The organism is Pseudomonas sp. B611 (assembly GCF_055407965.1).
Map to the genome: position 1 here is coordinate 180,424 of NZ_JBUZST010000006.1, position 21,577 is coordinate 202,000.

Below are 21,577 nucleotides of genomic sequence, written 5' to 3' on the forward strand. Positions count from 1 at the left end.
TGTTGAGATCCATTCCCATATGTATGGGCGGCTGAATACCCCGAGGAGTCATACGTTGAGCGCACAGGTTGCCAAGAACGCCCGAGAGCTGTTGCTCAAGGAATACCGTGGGGCTCTCTCCACACTGTCCAAGGCCATGCCCGGGTTTCCTTTCGGTTCAGTGGTGCCTTACTGCCTCGACGAACAGGGCCGCCCGCTGATCCTGATCAGCCGCATCGCCCAGCACACCCATAACCTGCAAAAAGACCCCAAGTGCTCGCTGCTGGTCGGCGAGCGCGAGGCGGATGACGTGCAAGCGGTAGGGCGCCTGACCTACCTGGGTGAAGCCGAGAAGATCGAAGACCCGGCTGCGATTGAAGCGGCGGCAGAGCGTTACTACCGCTATTTCCCCGACTCGGCCAACTACCACAAGGCCCATGACTTCGATTTCTGGGTGCTCAAGCCGGTACGCCATCGCTACATCGGTGGGTTTGGCGCAATTCACTGGGTTGATCAACTCACCCTGGCCAACCCGTTCGCCGGCAAGGTTGAGCGCAGCATGATCGAACACATGAACAGCGACCACACCAAGGCCATCGCCCACTACGTCGCGTTGACCGGCTTGCCCACCCGCGAGCCCGCGCAGTTGGCCGGCATCGACAGTGAAGGCATGCACTTGCGTGTCGGCCAGTCGTTGCATTGGCTGCCTTTTGCAGAGTCTTGCAACACGCCGACACAAGTGCGCGAAGCCCTGGTTTCATTGGCTCACGCCGAGGTCTGGCCGAAAAAAACTGCAGCCAGCGCTTGAATTCACGGAACGGCGACGTCATCTAAGGTGGACTAGCAAGGCATTCTTGCGTTGAGGAACCAGTTGATGCGCCCTTTTTTATTGCTCTTTCTGCTATTTCCAGTGTTGGAGCTGTTCGTCTTTGTTCAAGTCAGCAGTGCGATCGGGTTTTTCCCGGCATTGCTGCTGATTATTCTCGGCTCGATGCTTGGCGTATTGGTGCTGCGCGTCGCCGGCCTGGCCACGGCACTGCGTGCCCGTGAAAGCCTGAATCGTGGCGAGCTGCCAGCCCAGACCATGCTTGAGGGCCTGATGATGGCCTTGGCCGGTGGCCTGTTGATACTGCCCGGTTTCATCAGTGACGTGATCGGCCTGCTGCTGTTGCTGCCGTTCTCGCGCAAGCTGCTCGCCGGCAAGATGCGCCAACGTGCCGAAGAGGCTGCACTGCGCCAACGCGCGTTCGCCGACGACCTGCAACCCCGTGGCGGCCCGGCCCCGCGCCAACCGCTGGGGCGTGAAGGTGATGTGATCGAAGGCGAGTTCGAACACCGCGACAGCAAATAACGCTTCACTGGCACGGCACCTTCGGGTGCCGTGTTGCATTCAGCCGTCGGCACAGGTAAAAAAATTCCGCCGAGGCCCCTTGTAATAAGCTTATGCGCCCTTATGTAACGGTCACCGCAAGGTTTCTGGTGGCGACACCAGACAGACTTCCGCGTCTTGCTTGGCGAGGCGTGACCGGCACAGCCGGAATACAACCCGCCGGTACTGATACCGGCCGATGAAAAACACAATTAGGAGAGATCGACAATGAGCAAGCTTCGTCCTCTGCACGACCGCGTCGTTATCAAGCGCAGCGAAGAAGAAAAGAAAACCGCTGGCGGTATCGTACTGCCAGGTTCGGCTGCTGAAAAAGCCAACCACGGTGTGATCGTCGCTGCAGGCCCAGGCAAGACTCTGGAAAACGGTGACGTGCGTGCGCTGGCCGTTAAAGTCGGTGACAAGGTTGTATTCGGCCCTTACTCCGGCAGCAACACTGTGAAAGTTGATGGCGAAGATCTGCTGGTCATGGCTGAGAACGAGATTCTCGCCGTTCTGGAAGACTGATTTCCCCGCTCATTTTCCCGTTACTACAAAGTATTTAAGGAATATCGATCATGGCTGCTAAAGAAGTTAAATTCGGCGATTCCGCCCGTAAAAAAATGCTCACCGGTGTCAACATCCTGGCTGACGCAGTAAAAGCGACCCTGGGCCCGAAAGGCCGTAACGTGATCATCGAGAAGAGCTTCGGCGCTCCGACCATCACCAAGGACGGCGTTTCCGTCGCCAAAGAAATCGAACTGGAAGACCGTTTCGAAAACATGGGCGCGCAGCTGGTCAAAGACGTTGCCTCCCGTGCCAACGATGACGCAGGCGACGGTACTACCACTGCTACCGTTCTGGCTCAGTCGATCGTCAACGAAGGCCTGAAAGCCGTCGCTGCCGGCATGAACCCGATGGACCTCAAGCGCGGCATCGACAAGGCGACCATCGCCATTGTTGCCGAGCTGAAAAACCTGTCCAAGCCTTGCGCTGACACCAAGGCAATCGCTCAGGTAGGCACCATCTCCGCCAACTCCGACAACTCCATCGGCGACATCATTGCCGAAGCCATGGAAAAAGTCGGTAAAGAAGGCGTGATCACCGTTGAAGAAGGCACTGGCCTGGAAAACGAACTGTCGGTTGTAGAAGGCATGCAGTTCGACCGTGGCTACCTGTCCCCGTACTTCGTCAACAAGCCAGACACCATGGTTGCCGAGCTGGAAAGCCCGCTGATCCTGCTGGTCGACAAAAAGATCTCGAACATCCGCGAAATGCTGCCAGTACTGGAAGCCGTTGCCAAAGCCGGCCGTCCACTGCTGATCGTTTCCGAAGACGTTGAAGGCGAAGCCCTGGCGACTCTGGTTGTGAACAACATGCGTGGCATCGTTAAAGTCGCAGCCGTCAAGGCTCCAGGCTTCGGCGACCGTCGCAAGGCCATGCTGCAGGACATCGCTGTTCTGACCGGCGGTACCGTTATCTCCGAAGAGATCGGCCTGAGCCTGGAAAGCGCCACCCTGGAAAACCTGGGCAGCGCCAAGCGCGTGACCATCTCCAAGGAAAACACCATCATCGTTGACGGTGCTGGCGTTGAAGCTGACATCCAGTCGCGCATCACCCAGATCCGCGCCCAGGTTGCCGAAACTTCGTCCGACTACGACCGTGAAAAACTGCAAGAGCGCCTGGCCAAGCTGTCCGGCGGCGTTGCAGTGATCAAGGTTGGCGCTGGTTCCGAAGTAGAAATGAAAGAGAAGAAAGCCCGCGTTGAAGACGCCCTGCACGCAACCCGTGCAGCCGTTGAAGAAGGCGTGGTACCTGGCGGTGGCGTTGCGCTGATCCGTGCTCTGGAAGCCCTGGTTGACCTTAAAGGCGACAATGCTGACCAGAACGTTGGTATCGCTGTTCTGCGTCGTGCCGTTGAATCGCCACTGCGTCAGATCGCTTCCAACAGCGGCGACGAGCCAAGTGTTGTGGTCAACGAAGTGAAGAACGGTAAAGGTAACTACGGTTACAACGCCGCAACCAGCGAATACGGTGACATGGTTGAGATGGGTATCCTGGACCCAACCAAAGTGACCCGTTCGGCGTTGCAGGCTGCCGCTTCTATCGCTGGTCTGCTGCTGACCACCGAAGTTGCGATTGCTGACAAGCCAAAGGCTGAAGGCGCTGGCGGCGGTGGTATGCCAGACATGGGCGGCATGGGTGGCATGGGCGGCATGATGTAAGCCAGCCTTACCCCCGTACTGAAAAAGCCCCGCCTGCAGTGATGCAGGCGGGGCTTTTTTTTGGGCACAGGGTCAAGGTTTTGAAGTGTTTCCCATCCCAATGTGGGAGCGGGCTTGCCCGCGAAAGCGGTCGATCTGTCGATGAGAATGTGTGCCCCATCGATAATTTTTTCATCGTCGCTGTGTTCAATACGTGAAGCTATAGTGAAAATCTCGTTCAATTGAAATATCGGTTGAAAACCTGTATCGACGGGCCTTGCAGGTCTATCCCTGAACCACACTTGGCCTTAAGCTGCGCGAGCCAACACGGCCGTTACCGCGTACGGAGACACTGCCCATGCGAATTCTATTGGTTGAAGACAACCGCGATATTCTGGCCAACCTGGCTGATTACCTGGGGCTCAAAGGCTATACCGTGGACTGTGCGCAGGACGGTTTGTCGGGCCTGCACCTGGCCGCCACCGAGCATTACGACTTGATCGTGCTCGACATCATGCTGCCCGGCATCGATGGCTACACCCTGTGCAAGCGCCTGCGCGAAGACGCGCGCCGCGACACGCCGGTGATCATGCTCACCGCCCGCGACCAATTGGATGACCGGCTGCAGGGCTTCAAGTCCGGCGCCGATGACTACCTGCTCAAACCCTTCGCCCTGTCGGAACTGGCCGCACGTATCGAAGCCGTGCTGCGCCGCGCCCAGGGTGGCGGCCGCCGTGCCTTGCAAGTGGCTGATCTGAGCTACGACCTCGATACCCTGGAAGTCACCCGCGAAGGGCGCCTGCTCAAGCTCAACCCGGTCGGCCTGAAATTGCTGGCGGTGCTGATGCAGAAAAGTCCCCACGTCCTGCGTCGCGAAATCCTCGAAGAGGCCCTGTGGGGTGATGACTGCCCCGACAGCGACAGCCTGCGCAGCCACGTCCATCAATTGCGCCAAGTGATCGACAAACCGTTCGCCAAGCCGTTGCTGCAAACGGTGCACGGCGTCGGTTATCGCCTGGCCGAGGGGCGTGATGGAGTTTAAGCAAAGCCTTGCCCAACGGATCATCATCGCCTTTGCCTTGATGAGTGCGTTGGTGGCGGGGGCCTTCGCCATGGGCATCGTCGCCACCGTACACCTGGTGGAAGAGAAACTGATCTCGGCGGGCCTGGGCGGTGACTTGCAACGCCTGCTGCTGATGGACAGCGTCGAGGACTGGAACCACCGCCCCGAGCCGGACCAGCTGTTTTATTTCAGCGGCGGCCCTGGGGATTTCGAGTTGCCCAAGGATCTGCGTCACCTGGAGCCGGGCTTCCATGAAGTGTTCCGTGAGGCGCTGTCGTACCACGCCATGGTCGAAGTGGTGGATGGCCGGCGCTACGTGCTGCTGCAAGATCAAAGCGATTTTGAAGAACGTGAGCGCGTGCTGTTCGCCGTGGTGCTGGTGGGCTTTGTGCTCAGCCTGGCACTCGCGGTGTTCCTCGGCTGGGTGCTGGCGCGCAAAGTGATGGCACCGGTGGTGCGCCTGGCCCGCCAAGTGCGCCACCGCGACCAATTGCTCGGACTGGCACCGCCCCTGGCGCCGGATTACGCGGCCGATGAAGTAGGCGAACTGGCCGTGGCGTTCGACGCCACCCTGGGGCGCCTGCGCCAGGCACTGTCTCGCGAGCAGTTGTTCACCAGTGATGTGAGCCATGAATTGCGCACGCCGTTGATGGTCCTGGCCAGCTCCTGCGAGTTGCTGCTGGAAAACCCGGCCATCGACCAGCGCGGGCGCAACCAAGTGGAACGCATCGCCCGCGCCTGCGAAGAAATGCGCGAGCTGGTGCAGACCTTCCTCATGCTCGCCCGCGCCCAGCACGACGATGGCAGCATGTCGCCCCAGGTCACGCTGGAGCTGGTGGCGGACGATCTGCTCGGCATCTGGCGCGAGCCTATCGAACGCAAAGGCCTGGAGCTGATCTATCAGCCGGGCAACCCGCTGGATACGCGCTACAACGCCACCTTTCTGCACGCGGTCATGGGTAACTTGCTGCGCAATGCCCTGCACTACACCGAGCACGGCTTTATCCGCCTGACACTGGAGCCGGAAGGTTTCGTGGTGGAGGACTCAGGTGTGGGCATCCCGGAAGACAAGCGCGAAGCCATGTTCGAGCCCTTTGTGCGTGGCAGCGAGAAGCGCGGCGAAGGCCTTGGCCTGGGCCTGTCGCTGGTGCAGCGGATCTGTGAGAACCAGGGCTGGAGCGTCAGCCTGAGCACCGTGGAACCCAACGGCTGCCGCTTTCACGTTGAGCTGAGCCAGGTCAAGTCCTGAAGGCCCGGCTTGCCGTTATGCTGCGGCAAGCTGGTGCTGATTTTCGGCGAAGATGGCTACATGATACTGAATGTGTCCGTAAAGTCTTGAAATGTATGGGATTAGACAGGACAAGTTTTTCACAAAGAGTTGACCGGATGATCACAGTTGGATGCTTAAGGTTGTAGGCATCAGTAACTGGAGATCCGTTGATGTCTACCCCGATCAAGCTCGAATTTTCCGATAAGTACGACGATCAGCACGCCCAGGAATATTTGCTCAAGCACAAGGACAATCTGGCGCGCCGGCTGTCCCACAAACGCGATGAGCAATTGGCCCGTGGTGCGTTGGCCATGGCCGGTGAGCCTGGCCTGGTGCTGGACCTGCCGTGCGGCGCGGGGCGCTTCTGGCCGCTGTTGGCCGAAAAACCCAACCGCGTGATTATCGGCGCGGACAATTCCGAGTCGATGTTGAAGGTCGCGATGGCCGCTCAACCCGCCGATGTGGTGAAACGGGTACGGCCCTTGCAGACATCTGCCTTCGATATCGATTTGCCGGATAACTCGGTGGACAGCATTTTCTGCATGCGCTTGCTGCACCACATTGGTGACCCGGCGCACCGGGTAGCGATATTGCGAGAGTTTCAGCGTGTTACACGCGACAGCGTGATCCTTTCGCTGTGGGTCGATGGCAATTTCAAGGCATGGAAACGTAAGCGCCTCGAAGCAAAACGTCAGGGGAAAAGTGAGCAGGACGGTTACCAAAATCGCTTTGTGTTACCAGCTGCTACTGTTGAAGACGAATTCGAGCAGGCCGGTTTCCGCGTTCAGGAATCTCTGGACTTCATGCCGCTCTACGCCATGTGGCGAGTGTATGTATTGAGAAAGAGGTAACAGGATGGCAGTTGAGTGCGTAGTAGGCAGTCATGTAGCTCCCGAAGAGAAGTTCGATTTTTTCTGGCGCCAGCAGGGTGAGTGGGTCGAGGAACCCAATCGTCGGCGTGGCGGTGAAAGTGGTGTGCAGCGGGTGACCGGCCCCAATGGCCGCTTGCTCTACAGCAAGCGCCAGACCGGGCATATCTACCGCAGTTGGTTGCATCCCTTCGGGCGCCCGACTGTGTTGCGCGAGCGTGACGCACTCAAGGGCCTGCGCGCACTCGATGTGCGGGTGCCGGACCTGGTGTTTTGCGGGGCGCGTCGCGACCCAGAGCACCAATGGAAAGCCCTGTTGGTGACGGCGGCCCTGGACGGCTTCGATGAAATCGAAAACTGGTACGCCGCCGGTGGCCGCGAACAGTACGGCGAGTTGGTCCACGAACGTGTGCTCAAAGAGTTGGCCGGGACATTGGTGCGTATGCACAAGGGCCGCTGGCAGCACGGTTGCCTGTATGCCAAGCACGTTTTTGTACGCGTCACCGGTACAGGCGACTCGGCCAACGTCGACATTGCCTTGCTGGATTTCGAGAAATGCCGGCAACGGTTGACCGCTTATCGCGCGGCTTCCCACGATATGCAGCAACTGCGGCGCCATTCGTCGTGGAACAGCGCCGACTGGAACAAACTCAGCTACTTTTACGAGACGGCGTTTGGCAGCGCTATCAAGGGTTTAACCAGATGAAGCTAGAAATAGCACGAGGTTTGTTCCTGGTGGGGGCGATGGGCGTTGCAGCGCTGGCCCTGGCCGCATGGGAACAACCTCGCACACAAGTCCTCAGTGCCGTGCAAGGCAGCGCGCAGTGCTTGCTGCCGCGCGTCGCCAAGGCGAGTACGGCGGTCAAGCCTGATCATGAGTTGCTGTTGTTTATGTTTGGCATGTCCCAAGGCATGAGGCCGCAGAGTTGAAACGATGCAAACCCCATAAAAAAGGCCTCGCAATGCGAGGCCTTTTTTGTGCGTTGATCGTTCCCACGCTCTGCGTGGGAACGCCTCTTGGGACGCTCTGCGTCCCGCCAGGGTGACGCAGAGCGTCACGGGTAGCATTCCCACGCGGAGCGTGGGAACGATCAGACTAAGTGCAGGTGGTTATCCCACAGCCCTGCCGGCAATTCCAAGGGTTTTGCCACCAACGGTGTTTGGCGGCAGTCGTAGAAACGGCAACGGCCTTGGCCGGATGTGACGACGAACCCATCGGCCACTGCGCCCACGCCGGCACAGTCTGGCAGCGGGCCGTCCAGGCGCAGCTCAAGGCTGTCCATGTCCCAGATAAAGAAGCGATTGCCCCGCGGCGCGGTCAACGCCACCAGGCGCAACTCGCTGTGCACGGCGACGCTGGCGGTGTAGTGCCCCATGGCCTGCAACTGCTCATCGGCCACCGGGAACGCCACGAACGGTTGCCCGGGCCGCTTGATCGCGAGCAACTCGGAACGCTCCTGGGACGGCCCCATGAACTGCTGCCCGGTAAGGATGGTGCCATCGCTGGCGATCCCCATGTGGCGTACGCTGTTCATCTGCTGGCCGAGGGTTTCCTTGCTGATCAACGTGCCGTCGCGGTGCATCAGCACCAGGCTCGGCTCCATGGCGTTGAGGTTCATCTCGACGCGGCTTTCGGCTTCGGTGCGAATGCCGCCGTTGGCCACCACCAGGGTTTCACCGTCGGGCATCCATGACACCTGGTGCGGGCCAATGCCATGGGTGGAAATCTCACCGCTGTGCACCAGCCGCTCGCCTTCGAACTTGTACACACCGAGCAAACCACGGCCAGGGTCGGACGTGTCGTTCTCGGTGGTGTACAGCCAGTCGCCGCTCTTGTGAATGACCGCGTGGCCATAAAAGTGGCGATTGGCATGGGAGGTGATGGTTTGCAGCAGCGTGCCGTCGCGCAAGTCGATCAGGTAGCTCTCGGTCCCCGGGCGACGGGCGACAAACAGCGCAATCGGCAGCGTCGGGTGGTTGATGATGTCGTGGCAGCGCTGGGCGACCTGGGTGGCAAACACCTGCTTGCCGTCCAGGCGAAACCCGACGGCGTAGTGCTTGCCGTCGCCATCATCCCGCGCCGACAGCAGCAGCGGGCCCTTGTCCTTCTGCTTGAACAGCGTCCAGCCACCCAATGTAAGGGCGCTGAGCAGCACGCTGCCAACGGCCAAAGCCTGTCGCCTGAGCATCATCAGTCACCGTCGTTGGCGTTAAAGCCCAATTGGATGCCCAGCGCCTTGGCCAGCTCGCCTTCGTGCAGGCGGTGGACGACGTTGAGGCTGTCATAGAGGTCGTTGAGCTGTTGGCGGCCGGCATCGTCACCCAACAGTTCGTTGAGGGTGCGCTGGTTGCTGGCGAACAGTTTCAGCGAGGCGGCGTAGGCGGCGTCGATCTTGTCGGCCAACGCCTTCTGATCCGCTGGCAGCAGGCCACGCAAGCCTTTGTTGTCGACGCCGACCCATACGGTCTGGGCGGCGGCGAGGCTGGCCTCGAGGCTTTGCAGGGACGACTGGCTGCGCCAGGCATCGGCCTGGAACGGCTGCGGGATACCCTTGGTCTGGCGGCCCATTGGCGTGCCGAGTTTCTTCTTCAGGGTATCCAGTGCGGTCACCTGGACGCGCAGCAGATCGGCAATGGCTTCGTGGGAATCGGCGTAGCGCTGGTTCGGAAACTTGCTCATCTGCGCGAGCATGCCGTCGGTGCTGTTCCAGCTCGCCAGGATCTCTTCGGCCAAGGCTTTCTGGCGGTCACCGATGGCGACCAGCAACGGGCAGTAACGGGCTTTCTGCGCTTCGTCGGCGATGTCGGTCTTGGCGTCGTAGAGGATGTATTCGTAAGCCGACAGGCCCTGAACCACCACGCTGGATTTGGCCAGTGCGGCGCCATCGATCTGCGGTTGGGCGGTGACCAACTGTTCGACTTGGCGACCGACGAGGTTTTTCTTGTCCGGCCAGAACTGCACCTGCCACGAACGGTTGCCCTCGGCCAGCGGGCCGATCAGCAGCGGTTGCAACTCGGCCCAGGCCTTTTGCGCGTGGAGGAAGTCGGCGCGGGCGGTATCCAGGCTTTCCTTGCCCTGGCAGTAGGCCAGGGCGCTGACGGCCAGTTGGCGGTCAGCTTCGACCCAACGGCTGTAGGTCGGCAGGATCACTTGCTTGGCGATGGCCGCCGAGGTCACGGCTTGCGGGTCTTGCGGCGAGCAGGCGCCCAGGGCGAGGGCGGCGAGGCTGGTGAACAACAACTTGGGACGGAACATGTAAAGCTCCCTTCGGTAATTGGGGCGAAGCTTATAAAGAATTCAGGAACGCCAGCAACGCGGCGCGCTGTTCGGCATTAAAGGACAACACATGCTGCTGCGCCGCTTGTGCCTCACCGCCGTGCCACAGCACGGCTTCCAGCAGGTTGCGGGCGCGGCCGTCATGCAGCAACTGGGTGTGGCCACTTACGGTCTGAGTCAGGCCGATGCCCCACAACGGCGCGGTGCGCCAGTCGCGGCCACCGGCCTTGAATTCGCTGCGGTTGTCGGCAAGGCCTTCGCCCATGTCGTGCAACAGCAGGTCGCTGTAGGGGCGGATCACCTGGCTGGCCAGTTCAGGTTCGGCGGCATTGGCCGCCGTGGTGAACGCGGGCGTGTGGCAACCCTGGCAGCCGGCTTGGTAGAACAGGTTCTTGCCGGCCAGCACCTCGGGCGTGTTGACGCCACGCCGGGCCGGCACGGCGAGATTGCGGGTGTAGAACAGCACCAGGCGCAGGATGTTGTCGCTGACTTCCGGCTCGCCATCGGGGCCATCGCCGTTAGGCGCCTGTTTGCAGGCGACTTGGGCATCGGTGCAGTCATCAAAGGGTCTCAGGGACGTGGTGAGGCCCATATCACCAGAAAACGCGTGAACATTTTGTTGATTGAGGTTCGGTTGCCCGGCTTTCCAGCCAAAACGCCCGAGGACGGTCTTGTGCTGGGCGTCATCCCAGACCCAGTTCGCCCGGCCGACGATGGCTTCCTTGTCGGCGGTCTTGGGGTCGGTGTTGCGCAGGATATCGGCGTCGCTGATGGCTTCGAGCAAGCCCAGGCCGATCATCGGCGGGGCAACGCGCGCCGAAAAAAGTGTATCTGGATGCATCGGGCCGTAGCCGAGCTGGGTAATCTGCAGGTCTGGCTTGCGCAGCTCGACCACGGTGCCGTCCTTGAACGTCACGTTGACCGGTGTGTAATCGACTCGCACCTTGCCTTCGGGCGGTACGCCCGGCACGGCCATGTCCTGCAATTGCCCGCCGTAGACCGGCTCGGGCACTACGCCAATCTGCTCGATGGCCTTGGCGTAGGCCGGGGTGTCCGGGATGGACAGGCGCACCAGCATCGACACCGCATTCGCCGCGTCGGGCAACGGCGGATGGCCGCGACCGTCCTTGATATGGCAGTTCTGGCAGGCATTGGTGTTGAACAGCGGGCCCAGGCCATCACGCGCGGTGGTGGTGGACGGCGCAATCACCCAGGGGCTGCGAAAGAAGCTGTTGCCGACGCTGAAATCCAGGCGGCGGGTGGGCGACAGGTTGGCCGAGGGCAGGGAAAACGCGTTCTGGTCGCGCTTGTTCACGGTCGCCGCGCCGCCCGCCCGCGATTCACCCGGCTCGGCCTTGGTAAACCGGGGCGCGTCGCCGCAGGCAGTCAGGCTCAAGGCCAGGAAGGCAGCGGACAGGCGAAAAAGCCAACGGGACATCGAGTTTCCTGAACGAAGGGCAAAAATAAGGTGGCAAAGTCTAACAGGGCAGGGCGTAAGGAATAAGAGCAATTATCGTTTGGTGGGGGGCGCTGCATTCCCGCTAGAATGGCCGCACATTTTTCTCTGGAGGTGGCCAATGCAGGCTCTCGACGCTTTGCTCAACCGTGTTTCCGTGCCGCGCCTGCTGGAACCGGCACCGACCCAGGCGCAGCGCGACGTGCTGTTCGCCGCCGCCCTGCGCGCGCCAGACCACGGCCAACTGCGCCCGTGGCGCTTCCTTACGGTGGAAGGCGCCGCTCGTGAACAGATGGGCACGTTGTTGGCCGAGGCCGCGCGCCTGCAAGACGCCGACGCCCCGCAAGCGGTGATCGACAAGGCCCAGAACGGCCCGTTGCGTGCGCCGTTGGTGGTGGTAGTGATTGCGCGTTTGCAGGAACACTTCAAGGTGCCGAAGTCCGAGCAGTTGCTGGCGGCTGGTTGCGCGGCCCATGGCATCCTGCTGGCGGCGTATGCCCAGGGGATTGGTGCGGTGTGGCGTACTGGTGAGTTGTCGTATTCGGCTCACGTTGCCCAAGGCTTGGGGCTGACGGAAGGTGAGGAAGTGATTGGCTTCCTGTACCTGGGTACGCCGCAGAACCCGCCGCGTACGGCGGCGAAGGAAGATGTGGCGGCGTTTGTGCAGGTTTGGCCCGGGGCTTAAGGCCAAGGTGATCTAAATGTGGGGCGGGCTTGTGTGGGAGCGGGCTTGCTCGCGAAGGCGGTGGATCAGTCAGAGATGAATTGGCTGACACGCCGCCTTCGCGAGCAAGCCCGCTCCCACACAAGCCCCTTTCCCACAGGGGGATTCCATTGTTCTTGGGATTGCGAACTAAACCCTGAACTGATCCATCAACGTCATCTGCTGGTTGGCCAAGGCATTCAGTTGGCTGCTGATCGCCGCCGATTCCGTGGCCTGGCCGGTCAGCGTCTCGGTCACGGTGCGGATCGCCGAGACGTTGCGGTTGACCTCTTCGGCCACGGCGCTCTGTTGTTCGGCGGCGCTGGCGATTTGCAGGTTCATGTCGCTGATCACCGTCACGGCATCGCTGATCTTGCCCAGGGCCTGCACCGCCTGATGGATCTGCCCGGCGTTGTTCTGGGCCTGGCTCTGGCTCGAATGCATGGTCGCCACCACGCCACGGGTGCCGCTCTGGATGCGTTCGATCACCACGCGGATTTCCTCCACCGAATCCTGGGTGCGCTTGGCCAGGTTGCGCACTTCGTCGGCCACCACCGCAAACCCCCGGCCGCTTTCGCCGGCGCGGGCCGCTTCGATGGCGGCGTTGAGCGCCAGCAGGTTGGTCTGCTCGGCAATACTGCGGATCACTTCCAGCACGGAGCCAATCTGCTCGCTGTTCACCGCTAGCGCCTCGACTTCGCCCACGGCCTTGCTGACTTCTTCGGCGAGGGTGGTGATGTCGCGGGTGCTTTGCTCGATGATCGACATGCCTTCACGCGCCGACTGATCGGCGCCGCGTGCCGCGCTGGCGGCGTTGGAGGCGCTGTTGGCGACGTCATGGGCGGTGGCGCTCATTTCATTGGAGGCGGTGGCCACCTGGTCGATTTCGCGGAATTGCACCTGCATGCCTTCGCTGGTCTGGCGTGCGATGGCCGAGGACTGGTCGGCGGTGCCGCGCGCTTCGGTGATGCTTTGCTTGATCTGCGCGATGGTCGGTTGCAGCTTGTCGAGGAAGGCGTTGAAGCCGTTCGCCAATTCGCCCAGTTCGTCTTTTTTGCTATAGGCCAGGCGTTGGGTGAGGTCGCCGTCGCCGCTGGCAATGCCTTTGAGCATGGCGGCCACGTTGTTGATCGGGCGGGTCACGCCGGTGGCGGTCAGCCAGATCAGCAGCAAGCCCAGCAAGCCAGCGGCGGCGCCGACCAGCAGGGCCTTAAGGGTGCCGGCGGCCTGGGCCTCGTCGAGCAGGGCTTGCATTTTCACGTTGTCGGCGAGCATCACCTGCTTGGGCAACTTGACCAATACGCCCCAGGATTTGGCTCCGGGGATTGGCTTGACCGGGTACACGGCACGAATGGTGTCGTCTTGCTCGCGGATCGTGCGGGTGTCATTGGCCAGCAGTTGCACGATCTCCTTGCCCTCCGCACCCAGGGTGTCGATCAGGTTCTTGCCGACCCGCGCCGGCTCGCCGCTGTAGGCCGCGATCAGGCCGCCGCTGGCCAGAATCTCCAGGTGCGCGGTGCTGTCGAACAAGTCTTTCTGCGCCGCATCCGTGGCGGCTTGCAAGGTGTTGAGGGCAATGTCGATGCCGACCACGCCGATGACTTTGCCGTCGACGATCAGCGGCAGCGAGATGGTGGTCATCAGCATCGATTTGCCGGCCACTTCATCGGCGTACGGGTCCAACAGGCAAACGCTGCGGGTGTCCCGTGGGCAGGTGTACCAGATGTTGTAGGGCGTTCCGCTGAGATTGAGGGTGGTCTTGGTCAGGTCTTCCTCGACCATGATCGTGTTCAAGCTTTCGCCACCGGCACGGCTCCAGTAGGTGGAGAAACGGCCTTTTTCGTTGGAGACACGGGCTTTATCGTCGATGAATTCGCTGTCCTTGCCGTCCAGCCCGTTGGGTTCGAACGACAACCAGATGCCCAGCGCGGCGCGGTTGCGCTCAAAGGCAGTCTTGACGCTTTGGTTGAGGGCTTCACGCAGGGCGCCGGGTTCCAGGCCACGTTGGTTGGCGAGGGCGCGCAAGTCTTTGACTTGGTCGGCGAGGGCGGTCACCACCAGCAGGTTTTCGCCAAAGCTTTTCTGCAACTGCACCGCTTGTTCGGCGGCCTTGGCTTGCAGCAGGTTCTGCACGCTGTGGGTGAGCATTCGCGAGCTTGAGTCGCTGATCAACTGATCGTTCTGGCTGGTCTGGTAGAGGTTGACGCCGATGATCAGCGCAATCACTCCCAGCAGGCACAGCCCCGACAACAGCACGATTTTCAAGCGGATGGAGAGGGTGTCGAACATAGGTTCACTCGCGAATGGACTTGTTGGTATGCGGAGCACGGCCAAGTCCATTCGGCGCTATGTCTTTGGCATCGGCGCAGAGGGGCGTTTCATGAGAGGGAGGCGATGAGTGGTAGGAAGTGTCCTACGCGCAGCGTTATGCGGGCCGTGCGAGCCGCTCCGGGCGCGACCAGATCCACAGGTTGCCCAGGCTCATCCCGGCAATTGCCAGGTAGATCGGCCAGCCATGGTCGAGCATCACCAGCATCAGCCCGGCGCAGAGCAGCATGCTCACGGTGGCGCTGATCTTGGCGCGGCGGGCGATGATCTTGCCGTTGCGCCAGTTGAACAGGATCGGCCCGAACAACCGGTGGTTTTCCAGCCAGGCGCTGAGGCGCGGTGAGCTTTTGGTGGCGGCCCAGGCGGCGAGCAGGATGAATTCGGTGGTGGGCAAACCCGGTATGACAATCGCCACCAAGCCAATGCCCAGGCTGACGTAGGCCAGCAGGCCGAAGAGGATCCGGGCGATTTTCGAGGTGGATTGGGTTCTGCCGGTCATGGGTTTGCGCAAAATAAGATAAAGCAAAAAATCAGCTTGAAATGAGATCCAAATGTGGGAGCGGGCTTGCTCGCGAATACAGTCTGTCAGTTGATAAAGATGTCGACTGACCCAACGCCTTCGCGAGCAAGCCCGCTCCCACACAAGCCCTTTCCCACATTTAAATTGTATTTCAATCTGGGAGTCAGGCCAGTTCAGGGGCGCTAGCGTACGCCTGTTCCAGCAGCACGGTGAAGCGCACAAACGCATCCACTGCACCTTTTTCCACGGCGGCTTCTTCTTCAGCGCTGAATTCCAGGCCGTCCAGGGTGCGGGTGAAGCTCTTCCAACCTTCAGCACGGCCACCGGCCGGCTCGCCCAGGTGACGGGCACCGAAGGTTTCGCTCAGGCCCAGGCCCACGGCGCGTTTGATCAGGAACGCGGCGCCCAGCTTGGAACCTTCGGACACGAACAGCCAGCCCAGGGCTTCGGCCTTGCTCGGGCTGTTCACCGCCCCGGCAACGGGCGCCGGCACGTCGGTGTCGAGGTCGGCCAGGTCCAGCTTGGCGGCGTCGGCGCGGCAGCGTGCGGCCAGGTCAGGGACGATCTTGATCAGTTCGGCATCGTTGTACAGGGACACCAGTTCCGACTGGAACAGGTATTGCGCCACCACGAAGCGGGCAAAGTTGGCTTGGGTTTCGAACGGCGCGTGGGCTTTGACGAGGGCGTCGAGCTTGGTGTGCGGTTCGTTGGTGATCTGGTTCAGGCGCTGGGAGCGCAGGCTTGGGCGTTCTGCGGTAGGAGAAGCGGTCATGAAAAAGTCCTTGAGAAGGGGGAGCGCCTTGTTGCTCTTAAAGAGAGCCGTTATCAAATAGACGAACAAGAAGACGCGGCACAGTAAAAAAACCTCACCCCGGCGCTTAAATATCGGCGGGGTGAGGCAGGCGCTATCAGATATCCCAGATCAGGTTGATCGCAAAGTTGCGGCCAGGCTGGGTCAGGCGGTCGATATTGGCGGGCGCGGTCACGCCGGCTTCACCAATGCTGTCGAAGCTGCGCACGTCGTCCCAGTTCCAGTATTTCTTGTCGGTCACGTTGTACAGGCCGCCGTTGATGGTCACGTCGTTGGTCACTTTGTAGAAACCGGTCAGGTCAACGATGCCAAAGCCTGGAGTCTTGAACGGGGCCTTGCTGGTGTCGCCGTCGGGCGAGAAGAAGGTGTTCTTGTCGACACGATCCTGCTTCTTGACCAGGGTCCAGCTGACCAGTGCGCCGTAGTTTTGCTGCTCGTAGCCCAGGCCAAACACGCCCTTGAGCGGGTTGACACTGTTGATCGGCTCGCCGGTGTCTTCATTGCGGCCATAGGCATAGGCCACCGAGCCCTGGGTGTACAGGCCCTGCGGGGCACCAAAGCTGTCGAGGTTCAGGCGACCCTTGGCTTCCACGCCCTTGATGGTGGCGCGCTTGATGTTGCTGGCCTTGAACGCGGTGCCGGTGGGGGACAGCAGTGCCGCGTCTTCGTTGATGAAGTCGTGGTACTTGTTGTAGAACACCGCCACGTCGAAGTTGCCTTCCTCGAAGTTGCCGCGCAGGCCGGTTTCGAAGCTCTTGCTGCTTTCCGGCTTGAGGTCCGAGTTGGGTTCGACCACATAGCCTTGCTGGATATTTTCGAAGCGGCCGTACAGGGCTTTCGCCGACGGCGTGCGGAAGCCTTCGGCGTACTGGCCGAACCAGGTGTAGTTGTCGGTCAGGGCGTAGGTCAGGCCGAATTTCGGCGACACGCGGTGCCAGGTCTTGTCGCTGTCGTCGTGGGCGTAGACGCGATTCGGGTCGGTGGCGTTGAGGAAGTCCTCGGTCAGCTTGGGCTTGAGCTGGGTGTAGTCATAACGCACGCTGGGCAGGAAGGTCCATTTGCCCCAGGTGATCTGGTCCTGGGCGAACAGCGCGTAGGTGTTGATGGTCGGGTCCGGGAAGTCGCTGGCGGGTACGACTTTGTCCGATGGGAAGGTGCTCGGGCCGCCAACGGTTGCGCAGTAGGTGCTGACGGTCAGGCAGGTGGCGCTGCCGGTGCGTGAACCGGTGACCTTCGCCTGCTTGAGGGTGGTGCCATAGGTCACCACGTGGTCGGTGTCGCCAATGGCAAACGCCTTGTCCAGCTGGGCGTCGAACACCCATTGTTTTTCCTCGTAGAGCGTCTCCCGTTGGCGCAACAAATTGCGCGCGCCCGACACGTAGTGTTCGTCCGTGGTCTGGTCGGTCTTGGCGATCTGGTAGTTGAGGCTGGTCTTGATGCGGTCGGCAAACAGCGAGTCGACGGCAACGCTGTTTTCCAGGCCAAAGCGCTCGCGGCTGATGGTGTCGTTGCCGGTGCGTGCGCGGTACAGGTTGCTGTTGAAGCCGGTGTTGTACGGGCCGCCCACGGCGCTCTTCTGATTGGTGTCGCGGTCGTCCTTGTACTTCTCATAGGTGAAGCCCAGGCGGTTGTCATCGCCGTAGTTCCAGCCGAGCTTGGCGAGCACGTTGGTGGTGCGCGCGTCTTCCGGGTTGGCGGCGGTGCGGTTCAAGCCGGTGACGTTGTTGCCGTCGTAGGATTCGGTCTCGTGGCCGTTGCGCTGGCTCAGGTGCAGCAAGCCGTCGAAGTCCTGCACACGCCCGGCGACGGTGCCGGAGGTCAGCCAGCTTTCGTCGGCGGAGCTGTAGCCGGTCTTCAGGCGGGCGCCGACGTCCTGGCCGGGCTTGATGATGTCGTCGGGGTCGAGGGTGAAGTAGCTCACCGCGCCGCCGATGGCGCTGCTGCCGTACAGGGCCGAGGCCGGTCCGCGCAGGATTTCAACGCGCTTGACGATCTCCGGGTCGACGTAGTTGCGACGGGTTTGCGCGTATGGGCCGTTGGAGAAGTGATCGGGCACTTCGACGCCATCGACCTGGGTGAGGATGCGGTCGCCGTCAATGCCACGGATGTTGAAGCCGGCATTGCCCGAACGAGTACCGGCGCCGCCCACGGAGACGCCGGGCTCGTAGCGCACCAGGTCGCGGCTGTTGCCGACGTTGAGGCGGTCCAGCTCCTGGCGGTCATGCACGCTGACGGTGCTCGGTACGCTGGTCACATCCTGCTCGTGGCGGGTGGCGCTGATGGTCACTTGCTGCAGGTTGAGGGTGCCGCCGGCCGCACGTTTTTCCAGGACGATGTTGTTGTTGCCCAGTTTGCGGTAGCTCAGGTTGGTCCCCACCAACAACTGATCCAAGGCTTTTTCCGGTGGCAGCGGGCCACGTACGCCAGGGGACGACACACCCTGGCCCAGCTCTGCCGGCAGGCCGACTTGCCAGCCGGTGACGCTGGTGAAGGCGTTCAGCGCGGACACCAACGGCTGTTGCTCGATACTGAAATTGTAGTTGCCGTGGCTGCGCGGCGCAGGCTCGGCAGCGGTGGCGGCCATCACCGGCGCGCCAGCCAGCAGGATGGCGGCGGTCAGCACGGACAGCACGGGCAAGGAAGACCGGCGGTTGAAACGAGAGGACATCGAGAGCGCTCCGGAGTACGAATCTTATAGTTGCGAACTGAAACAAATGGGAATCAGTTGCATTGGCTAAGACGAGACGTACCGCCAGAGGTTATCGAGTAAAAATAATTCTCATTTAGTTCAAGATCACCAGCGCCGGGTATTCCGACAGCTTGGCCGAGGTGATGTGGGCCAGTGAGCGCACCACGTCCAGGGGCTGGTCGAGGCGGTAGTTGCCGGTGACGGCGACGCTGGCCAGTTGCTCGTTGTTGTTGACGATCCAGCCCGGGTAATAGCGGCGCAGCTCGGCGAGCACTTCGCTCATCGGGCAGTTCTCAAAGATCAGCCGGCCCTGGACCCAGGCCAGGTCCTTGTTGGCGTCCAGCTTGGCGGGCGGGCCGAAGCCCTTGGGGCCGATGCGGATACTTTGCCCGGCGCTCAAGCGCACGCGCGCGTCGTCGAAGGTGTTGCTCAGGTCGACGTCGCCGCGTTGCACCTGCACCTGCGCCTCGCCATTGAGGTAGCGCACGGCGAAGGCGGTATCGCGCACGCTGGCGCGCACCGGGCCGGCGTCGATCTCCAGGGGCAGGCCGTGGCTGGGCGCCACTTCAAAAAACGCTTCGCCCTGGTACAGGCGGGCGATGCGCTGCTGGTCCTTGATGCGGCTGGAAAACGCCGAGTTGGTGTTCAGCAGCACCTTGGCGCCGTCGTCCAATTGCAGGCGCTGGCGTTCGCCGACCACGGTGAGATGATCGGCTTGCAGGCGCACCGGCAGGTTGCTGAAGCTGAACAGGCCGATCAGCAGCACGGCAGCGGTGGCCAGGGGTTTCCAGTGCGGTTTGATCCGGCGCCAGGCGCTCGGTTTGCGCGGCGCGGCGAGGGCCACGGCGGCGCTGTGCACTGGCGCGCCACCCCAGGCGGCCTGGGCCTTGGCGAACGCTTGGCGGTGGGCCGGGTCGCTGGCCAGCCAGGCTTCAAATTCGGCCTGTTGCCCGGGCAACGGGCATTGCAAGGCGATCAGCCAATCGAGGGCTTGGTCCATAGCCGTGTCTTGCAACACCTCATGAGCCAGCTCATGGGGGTGCCGTTTATTCGGGTCCGTCACGGTGTTCCTCGGGTCTTCGCCACGTTTTATTGATCTTTCCTACAGCGTAATCGGGTGAAGCTTAAGGCCGATCCAACCTTTCGGCCACACCTACGCAGATGGCCATAATCAATTTCAGTTCCTTTTGCACGGTGCTCAAGGACACGTCCAACTGATCGGCAATCTCCTGGTAGCTGCAACCGTGCAGGCGGCTGAGGATGAAGATCTGCTGCTGGCGGGCGCTCAACTGGCCCAGGCTGACGCTCAGGTGCTCAAGCAATTGCTCGGCCTGGGTGGCATCTTCGGGCGTGCTGATGGGTGCGGCGACGCTTTGCAGGATGTCCAGCGGGACATCTTCCTGCAACGTGCGGGCCTGGATCCTGCGGGAGCGCAGGTGGTCCAGCGCCAGATTGCGCGCCGTTTGGTAGACGAAAGGTTCGAGGTGATCGATAGGCCGCTCACTGAGGGCCCGGGTGACGCGCAGGTAGGTTTCCTGCAACAGGTCCTCGGCGGTGCTGTGGTTATTCACCATGCGCTGCAAGGTGCGAAGCAGAATCACCCGTTGGGTGAGAAAGACTTGGTTGAAGCGAGATTGGCTCACAGTGATACCAGACCGATTTGCAGTTAATGATAATGCTTATCATCAACGCAAATGGCAAGTGGCACGTTGCAGGACTGAGCAGATCCCTGTGGGAGCCGGGCTTGCCCGCGATGCAGGCACCTTGGTCTTTCAGTCAGACCGAGGTGATGCTATCGCAGGCAAGCCAGCTCCCACAAAAAGCCAGCTCTCACACAAGCCAGCGGCGGCAGGGATTATTCGGCGTTGCACAGCGCCAGGCAGTTATCCAGCATACGGTTGGAGAAGCCCCACTCATTGTCGTACCAGGCCAGCACTTTCAGCAATTTGCCGCTGACCTTGGTGTGATTGGCATCGAAGATCGACGACAGCGGGTTGTGGTTGAAGTCACTCGAAACCAGCGGCAGGGTGTTGTAGCCGAGGATTTTCGAGTGCTGGCTGGCTTCTTTGAGCAGCGCGTTGACCTGTTCGGCCGTGGCGTCTTTCTTCAACTGCACGGTGAGGTCCACCAGCGACACGTTGATCACCGGCACCCGCACGGCCATGCCGGTCAGCTTGCCCGCCAGTTCCGGCAGCACCAGGCCCACCGCTTCGGCGGCGCCGGTCTTGCTCGGGATCATGTTCTGGGTGGCCGAGCGCGCGCGGTACGGGTCGGTGTGGTAGACGTCGGTGAGGTTCTGGTCGTTGGTGTAGGCGTGGATGGTGGTCATCAGGCCGCTTTCGATGCCCAGTTCGCGGTGCAGCACCTGGGCCACCGGCGCCAGGCAGTTGGTGGTGCACGAGGCGTTGGAGATGATCTGGTGGGATTGGCGCAGAATGTCATGGTTTACGCCGTAGACCACGGTCGCGTCCGCGCCCTTGGCCGGTGCAGAAATGATCACCTTGCGCGCGCCAGCGGTAATATGGGCGGCCGCCTTGTCACGGTCAGTGAACAGGCCGGTGCATTCGAACACCACGTCGATCTTGTGGGCAGCCCACGGCAGGTCGGCGGGGTTGCGAATGGCACTGACGGCAATCCGGTCACCATTGACGGTCAGGCTTTCCTGATCGTGGGCGACCTCTGCTTCGAAAGTGCCATGTACGGTGTCGTATTTGAGCAGGTGGGCGTTGATCGAACTGTCGCCCAGATCGTTGATGGCGACGATCTGCAAATCCTGGCGGTAGCCTTGGGTATACAGTGCGCGCAGGACATTACGGCCAATACGGCCAAAACCATTGATTGCGATACGAAGAGTCATTGGAGAGTGCCTGTCGTCGATTTGTTGTAAGAATTACAAGATTATTCGCATAAAAATAGAAAACAAGCCTTTTTAGTGGCAATATTTTGTTCAATCTACAACGAGTGACCTGAATCAACTGGTCCGATGATTTAAACGACACCCTGCCATCCCATGCGTAGCGGGCGTTTGATCAGCATAGACAC

The 21,577-nt window shown here is 61.2% G+C and carries 20 protein-coding genes and 1 pseudogene; 10 read left to right on the forward strand and 11 right to left on the reverse strand.

The genetic code is table 11. The features are described from left to right. Positions 1-55 precede the first annotated feature (55 nt). The 9 genes from ACZRMO_RS15640 (at position 56) to ACZRMO_RS15680 (ending at position 7,681) form a co-directional block, all read left to right on the forward strand. Positions 56-787, forward strand: coding sequence for a HugZ family pyridoxamine 5'-phosphate oxidase (locus tag ACZRMO_RS15640; RefSeq protein ID WP_463973398.1), 732 nt, complete (start codon positions 56-58; stop codon positions 785-787). A gap of 66 nt (positions 788-853) precedes the next feature. After that, the gene (locus ACZRMO_RS15645) at positions 854-1,330 is read left to right on the forward strand and encodes an FxsA family protein (protein WP_017736750.1); all 477 of its coding nucleotides are present in this window, start codon (positions 854-856) and stop codon (positions 1,328-1,330) included. Positions 1,331-1,576: 246 nt separating this feature from the next. Further along, complete coding sequence (locus tag ACZRMO_RS15650; protein ID WP_124525003.1) at positions 1,577-1,873, forward strand: co-chaperone GroES; 297 nt, start codon at positions 1,577-1,579, stop codon at positions 1,871-1,873. 50 nt (positions 1,874-1,923) lie between these two features. Continuing rightward, a complete protein-coding gene (gene groL, locus ACZRMO_RS15655) occupies positions 1,924-3,570 on the forward strand; it encodes a chaperonin GroEL (RefSeq protein WP_463973399.1) in 1,647 nt (548 codons plus the stop codon). Positions 3,571-3,907: 337 nt separating this feature from the next. After that, positions 3,908-4,591, forward strand: a complete 684-nt coding sequence (colR, locus tag ACZRMO_RS15660; protein WP_026136965.1) for a two-component system response regulator ColR — start codon at positions 3,908-3,910, stop codon at positions 4,589-4,591. Then, positions 4,581-5,861 carry a sensor histidine kinase gene (locus ACZRMO_RS15665; RefSeq protein WP_463973400.1) on the forward strand — a complete coding sequence of 427 codons (1,281 nt, stop codon included), beginning with the start codon at positions 4,581-4,583 and terminating at the stop codon, positions 5,859-5,861. Before colR ends, ACZRMO_RS15665 begins: the two co-directional genes overlap by 11 nt. A gap of 191 nt (positions 5,862-6,052) precedes the next feature. Continuing rightward, positions 6,053-6,733: a class I SAM-dependent methyltransferase gene (locus ACZRMO_RS15670; protein WP_124524999.1), complete on the forward strand. Its 681-nt coding sequence runs from the start codon at positions 6,053-6,055 to the stop codon at positions 6,731-6,733. Between the two features lie 4 nt (positions 6,734-6,737). Continuing rightward, on the forward strand, positions 6,738-7,457 hold the full coding sequence (locus tag ACZRMO_RS15675; RefSeq protein WP_124524998.1) for a lipopolysaccharide kinase InaA family protein: 720 nt from the start codon (positions 6,738-6,740) through the stop codon (positions 7,455-7,457). Further along, on the forward strand, positions 7,454-7,681 hold the full coding sequence (locus ACZRMO_RS15680) for a hypothetical protein (RefSeq protein WP_017738089.1): 228 nt from the start codon (positions 7,454-7,456) through the stop codon (positions 7,679-7,681). Before ACZRMO_RS15675 ends, ACZRMO_RS15680 begins: the two co-directional genes overlap by 4 nt. Before the next feature lie 161 nt (positions 7,682-7,842). On the opposite strand, the gene ACZRMO_RS15685 is transcribed toward ACZRMO_RS15680, so the two are convergent. The 3 genes from ACZRMO_RS15685 to ACZRMO_RS15695 are packed head-to-tail and all read right to left on the reverse strand — an operon-like array spanning position 7,843 to position 11,466. Then, entirely contained in the window at positions 7,843-8,940 is a 1,098-nt protein-coding gene (locus tag ACZRMO_RS15685) for a DUF1513 domain-containing protein (RefSeq protein ID WP_463973538.1), read from the reverse strand. A gap of 2 nt (positions 8,941-8,942) precedes the next feature. Then, complete coding sequence (locus ACZRMO_RS15690; RefSeq protein ID WP_448183301.1) at positions 8,943-10,007, reverse strand: imelysin family protein; 1,065 nt, start codon at positions 10,005-10,007, stop codon at positions 8,943-8,945. 31 nt (positions 10,008-10,038) lie between these two features. Beyond that, positions 10,039-11,466, reverse strand: coding sequence for a di-heme oxidoreductase family protein (locus ACZRMO_RS15695; protein ID WP_463973401.1), 1,428 nt, complete (start codon positions 11,464-11,466; stop codon positions 10,039-10,041). 139 nt (positions 11,467-11,605) lie between these two features. Between ACZRMO_RS15695 and ACZRMO_RS15700 the strand changes: the two genes are divergently transcribed. After that, complete coding sequence (locus ACZRMO_RS15700; RefSeq protein WP_463973402.1) at positions 11,606-12,169, forward strand: NAD(P)H nitroreductase; 564 nt, start codon at positions 11,606-11,608, stop codon at positions 12,167-12,169. A 168-nt stretch (positions 12,170-12,337) separates the two neighbouring features. Here the strand turns inward: ACZRMO_RS15700 and ACZRMO_RS15705 are convergent, their stop codons facing one another. The 8 genes and pseudogenes from ACZRMO_RS15705 to gap form a co-directional block, all read right to left on the reverse strand. Next, positions 12,338-13,093 carry a methyl-accepting chemotaxis protein gene (locus ACZRMO_RS15705; RefSeq protein WP_463973539.1) on the reverse strand — a complete coding sequence of 252 codons (756 nt, stop codon included), beginning with the start codon at positions 13,091-13,093 and terminating at the stop codon, positions 12,338-12,340. Between the two features lie 102 nt (positions 13,094-13,195). Further along, a pseudogene (locus tag ACZRMO_RS15710) lies at positions 13,196-14,527 on the reverse strand (methyl-accepting chemotaxis protein); the annotation flags it as partial. An 85-nt stretch (positions 14,528-14,612) separates the two neighbouring features. Then, complete coding sequence (locus tag ACZRMO_RS15715) at positions 14,613-15,014, reverse strand: YbaN family protein (RefSeq protein WP_463973403.1); 402 nt, start codon at positions 15,012-15,014, stop codon at positions 14,613-14,615. A 184-nt stretch (positions 15,015-15,198) separates the two neighbouring features. After that, positions 15,199-15,807, reverse strand: a complete 609-nt coding sequence (locus ACZRMO_RS15720; protein WP_463973404.1) for a biliverdin-producing heme oxygenase — start codon at positions 15,805-15,807, stop codon at positions 15,199-15,201. A gap of 136 nt (positions 15,808-15,943) precedes the next feature. Further along, entirely contained in the window at positions 15,944-18,514 is a 2,571-nt protein-coding gene (locus tag ACZRMO_RS15725; protein WP_463973405.1) for a TonB-dependent receptor, read from the reverse strand. 115 nt (positions 18,515-18,629) lie between these two features. Beyond that, entirely contained in the window at positions 18,630-19,598 is a 969-nt protein-coding gene (locus ACZRMO_RS15730) for a FecR family protein (protein ID WP_463973406.1), read from the reverse strand. A 61-nt stretch (positions 19,599-19,659) separates the two neighbouring features. Next, positions 19,660-20,178 (reverse strand): RNA polymerase sigma factor, encoded by a 519-nt coding sequence (locus ACZRMO_RS15735; protein ID WP_122674402.1) that lies wholly within the window; start codon positions 20,176-20,178, stop codon positions 19,660-19,662. A 212-nt stretch (positions 20,179-20,390) separates the two neighbouring features. Further along, the gene (gene gap, locus ACZRMO_RS15740; RefSeq protein WP_064453966.1) at positions 20,391-21,392 is read right to left on the reverse strand and encodes a type I glyceraldehyde-3-phosphate dehydrogenase; all 1,002 of its coding nucleotides are present in this window, start codon (positions 21,390-21,392) and stop codon (positions 20,391-20,393) included. Between the last annotated feature and the right edge of the window lie 185 nt (positions 21,393-21,577).

Excerpts from the sequence above, each read along its gene's own strand:
- ACZRMO_RS15645 (WP_017736750.1), top strand. The coding sequence starts at position 854 with ATGCGCCCTTTTTTATTGCTCTTTCTGCTATTTCCAGTGTTGGAGCTG.
- ACZRMO_RS15650 (WP_124525003.1), top strand. The coding sequence starts at position 1,577 with ATGAGCAAGCTTCGTCCTCTGCACGACCGCGTCGTTATCAAGCGCAGC.
- groL (WP_463973399.1), top strand. The coding sequence starts at position 1,924 with ATGGCTGCTAAAGAAGTTAAATTCGGCGATTCCGCCCGTAAAAAAATG.
- colR (WP_026136965.1), top strand. The coding sequence starts at position 3,908 with ATGCGAATTCTATTGGTTGAAGACAACCGCGATATTCTGGCCAACCTG.
- ACZRMO_RS15665 (WP_463973400.1), top strand. The coding sequence starts at position 4,581 with ATGGAGTTTAAGCAAAGCCTTGCCCAACGGATCATCATCGCCTTTGCC.
- ACZRMO_RS15670 (WP_124524999.1), top strand. The coding sequence starts at position 6,053 with ATGTCTACCCCGATCAAGCTCGAATTTTCCGATAAGTACGACGATCAG.
- ACZRMO_RS15675 (WP_124524998.1), top strand. The coding sequence starts at position 6,738 with ATGGCAGTTGAGTGCGTAGTAGGCAGTCATGTAGCTCCCGAAGAGAAG.
- ACZRMO_RS15680 (WP_017738089.1), top strand. The coding sequence starts at position 7,454 with ATGAAGCTAGAAATAGCACGAGGTTTGTTCCTGGTGGGGGCGATGGGC.
- ACZRMO_RS15685 (WP_463973538.1), bottom strand. The coding sequence starts at position 8,940 with ATGCTCAGGCGACAGGCTTTGGCCGTTGGCAGCGTGCTGCTCAGCGCC.
- ACZRMO_RS15690 (WP_448183301.1), bottom strand. The coding sequence starts at position 10,007 with ATGTTCCGTCCCAAGTTGTTGTTCACCAGCCTCGCCGCCCTCGCCCTG.
- ACZRMO_RS15695 (WP_463973401.1), bottom strand. The coding sequence starts at position 11,466 with ATGTCCCGTTGGCTTTTTCGCCTGTCCGCTGCCTTCCTGGCCTTGAGC.
- ACZRMO_RS15700 (WP_463973402.1), top strand. The coding sequence starts at position 11,606 with ATGCAGGCTCTCGACGCTTTGCTCAACCGTGTTTCCGTGCCGCGCCTG.
- ACZRMO_RS15705 (WP_463973539.1), bottom strand. The coding sequence starts at position 13,093 with ATGCAGGTGCAATTCCGCGAAATCGACCAGGTGGCCACCGCCTCCAAT.
- ACZRMO_RS15715 (WP_463973403.1), bottom strand. The coding sequence starts at position 15,014 with ATGACCGGCAGAACCCAATCCACCTCGAAAATCGCCCGGATCCTCTTC.
- ACZRMO_RS15720 (WP_463973404.1), bottom strand. The coding sequence starts at position 15,807 with ATGACCGCTTCTCCTACCGCAGAACGCCCAAGCCTGCGCTCCCAGCGC.
- ACZRMO_RS15725 (WP_463973405.1), bottom strand. The coding sequence starts at position 18,514 with ATGTCCTCTCGTTTCAACCGCCGGTCTTCCTTGCCCGTGCTGTCCGTG.
- gap (WP_064453966.1), bottom strand. The coding sequence starts at position 21,392 with ATGACTCTTCGTATCGCAATCAATGGTTTTGGCCGTATTGGCCGTAAT.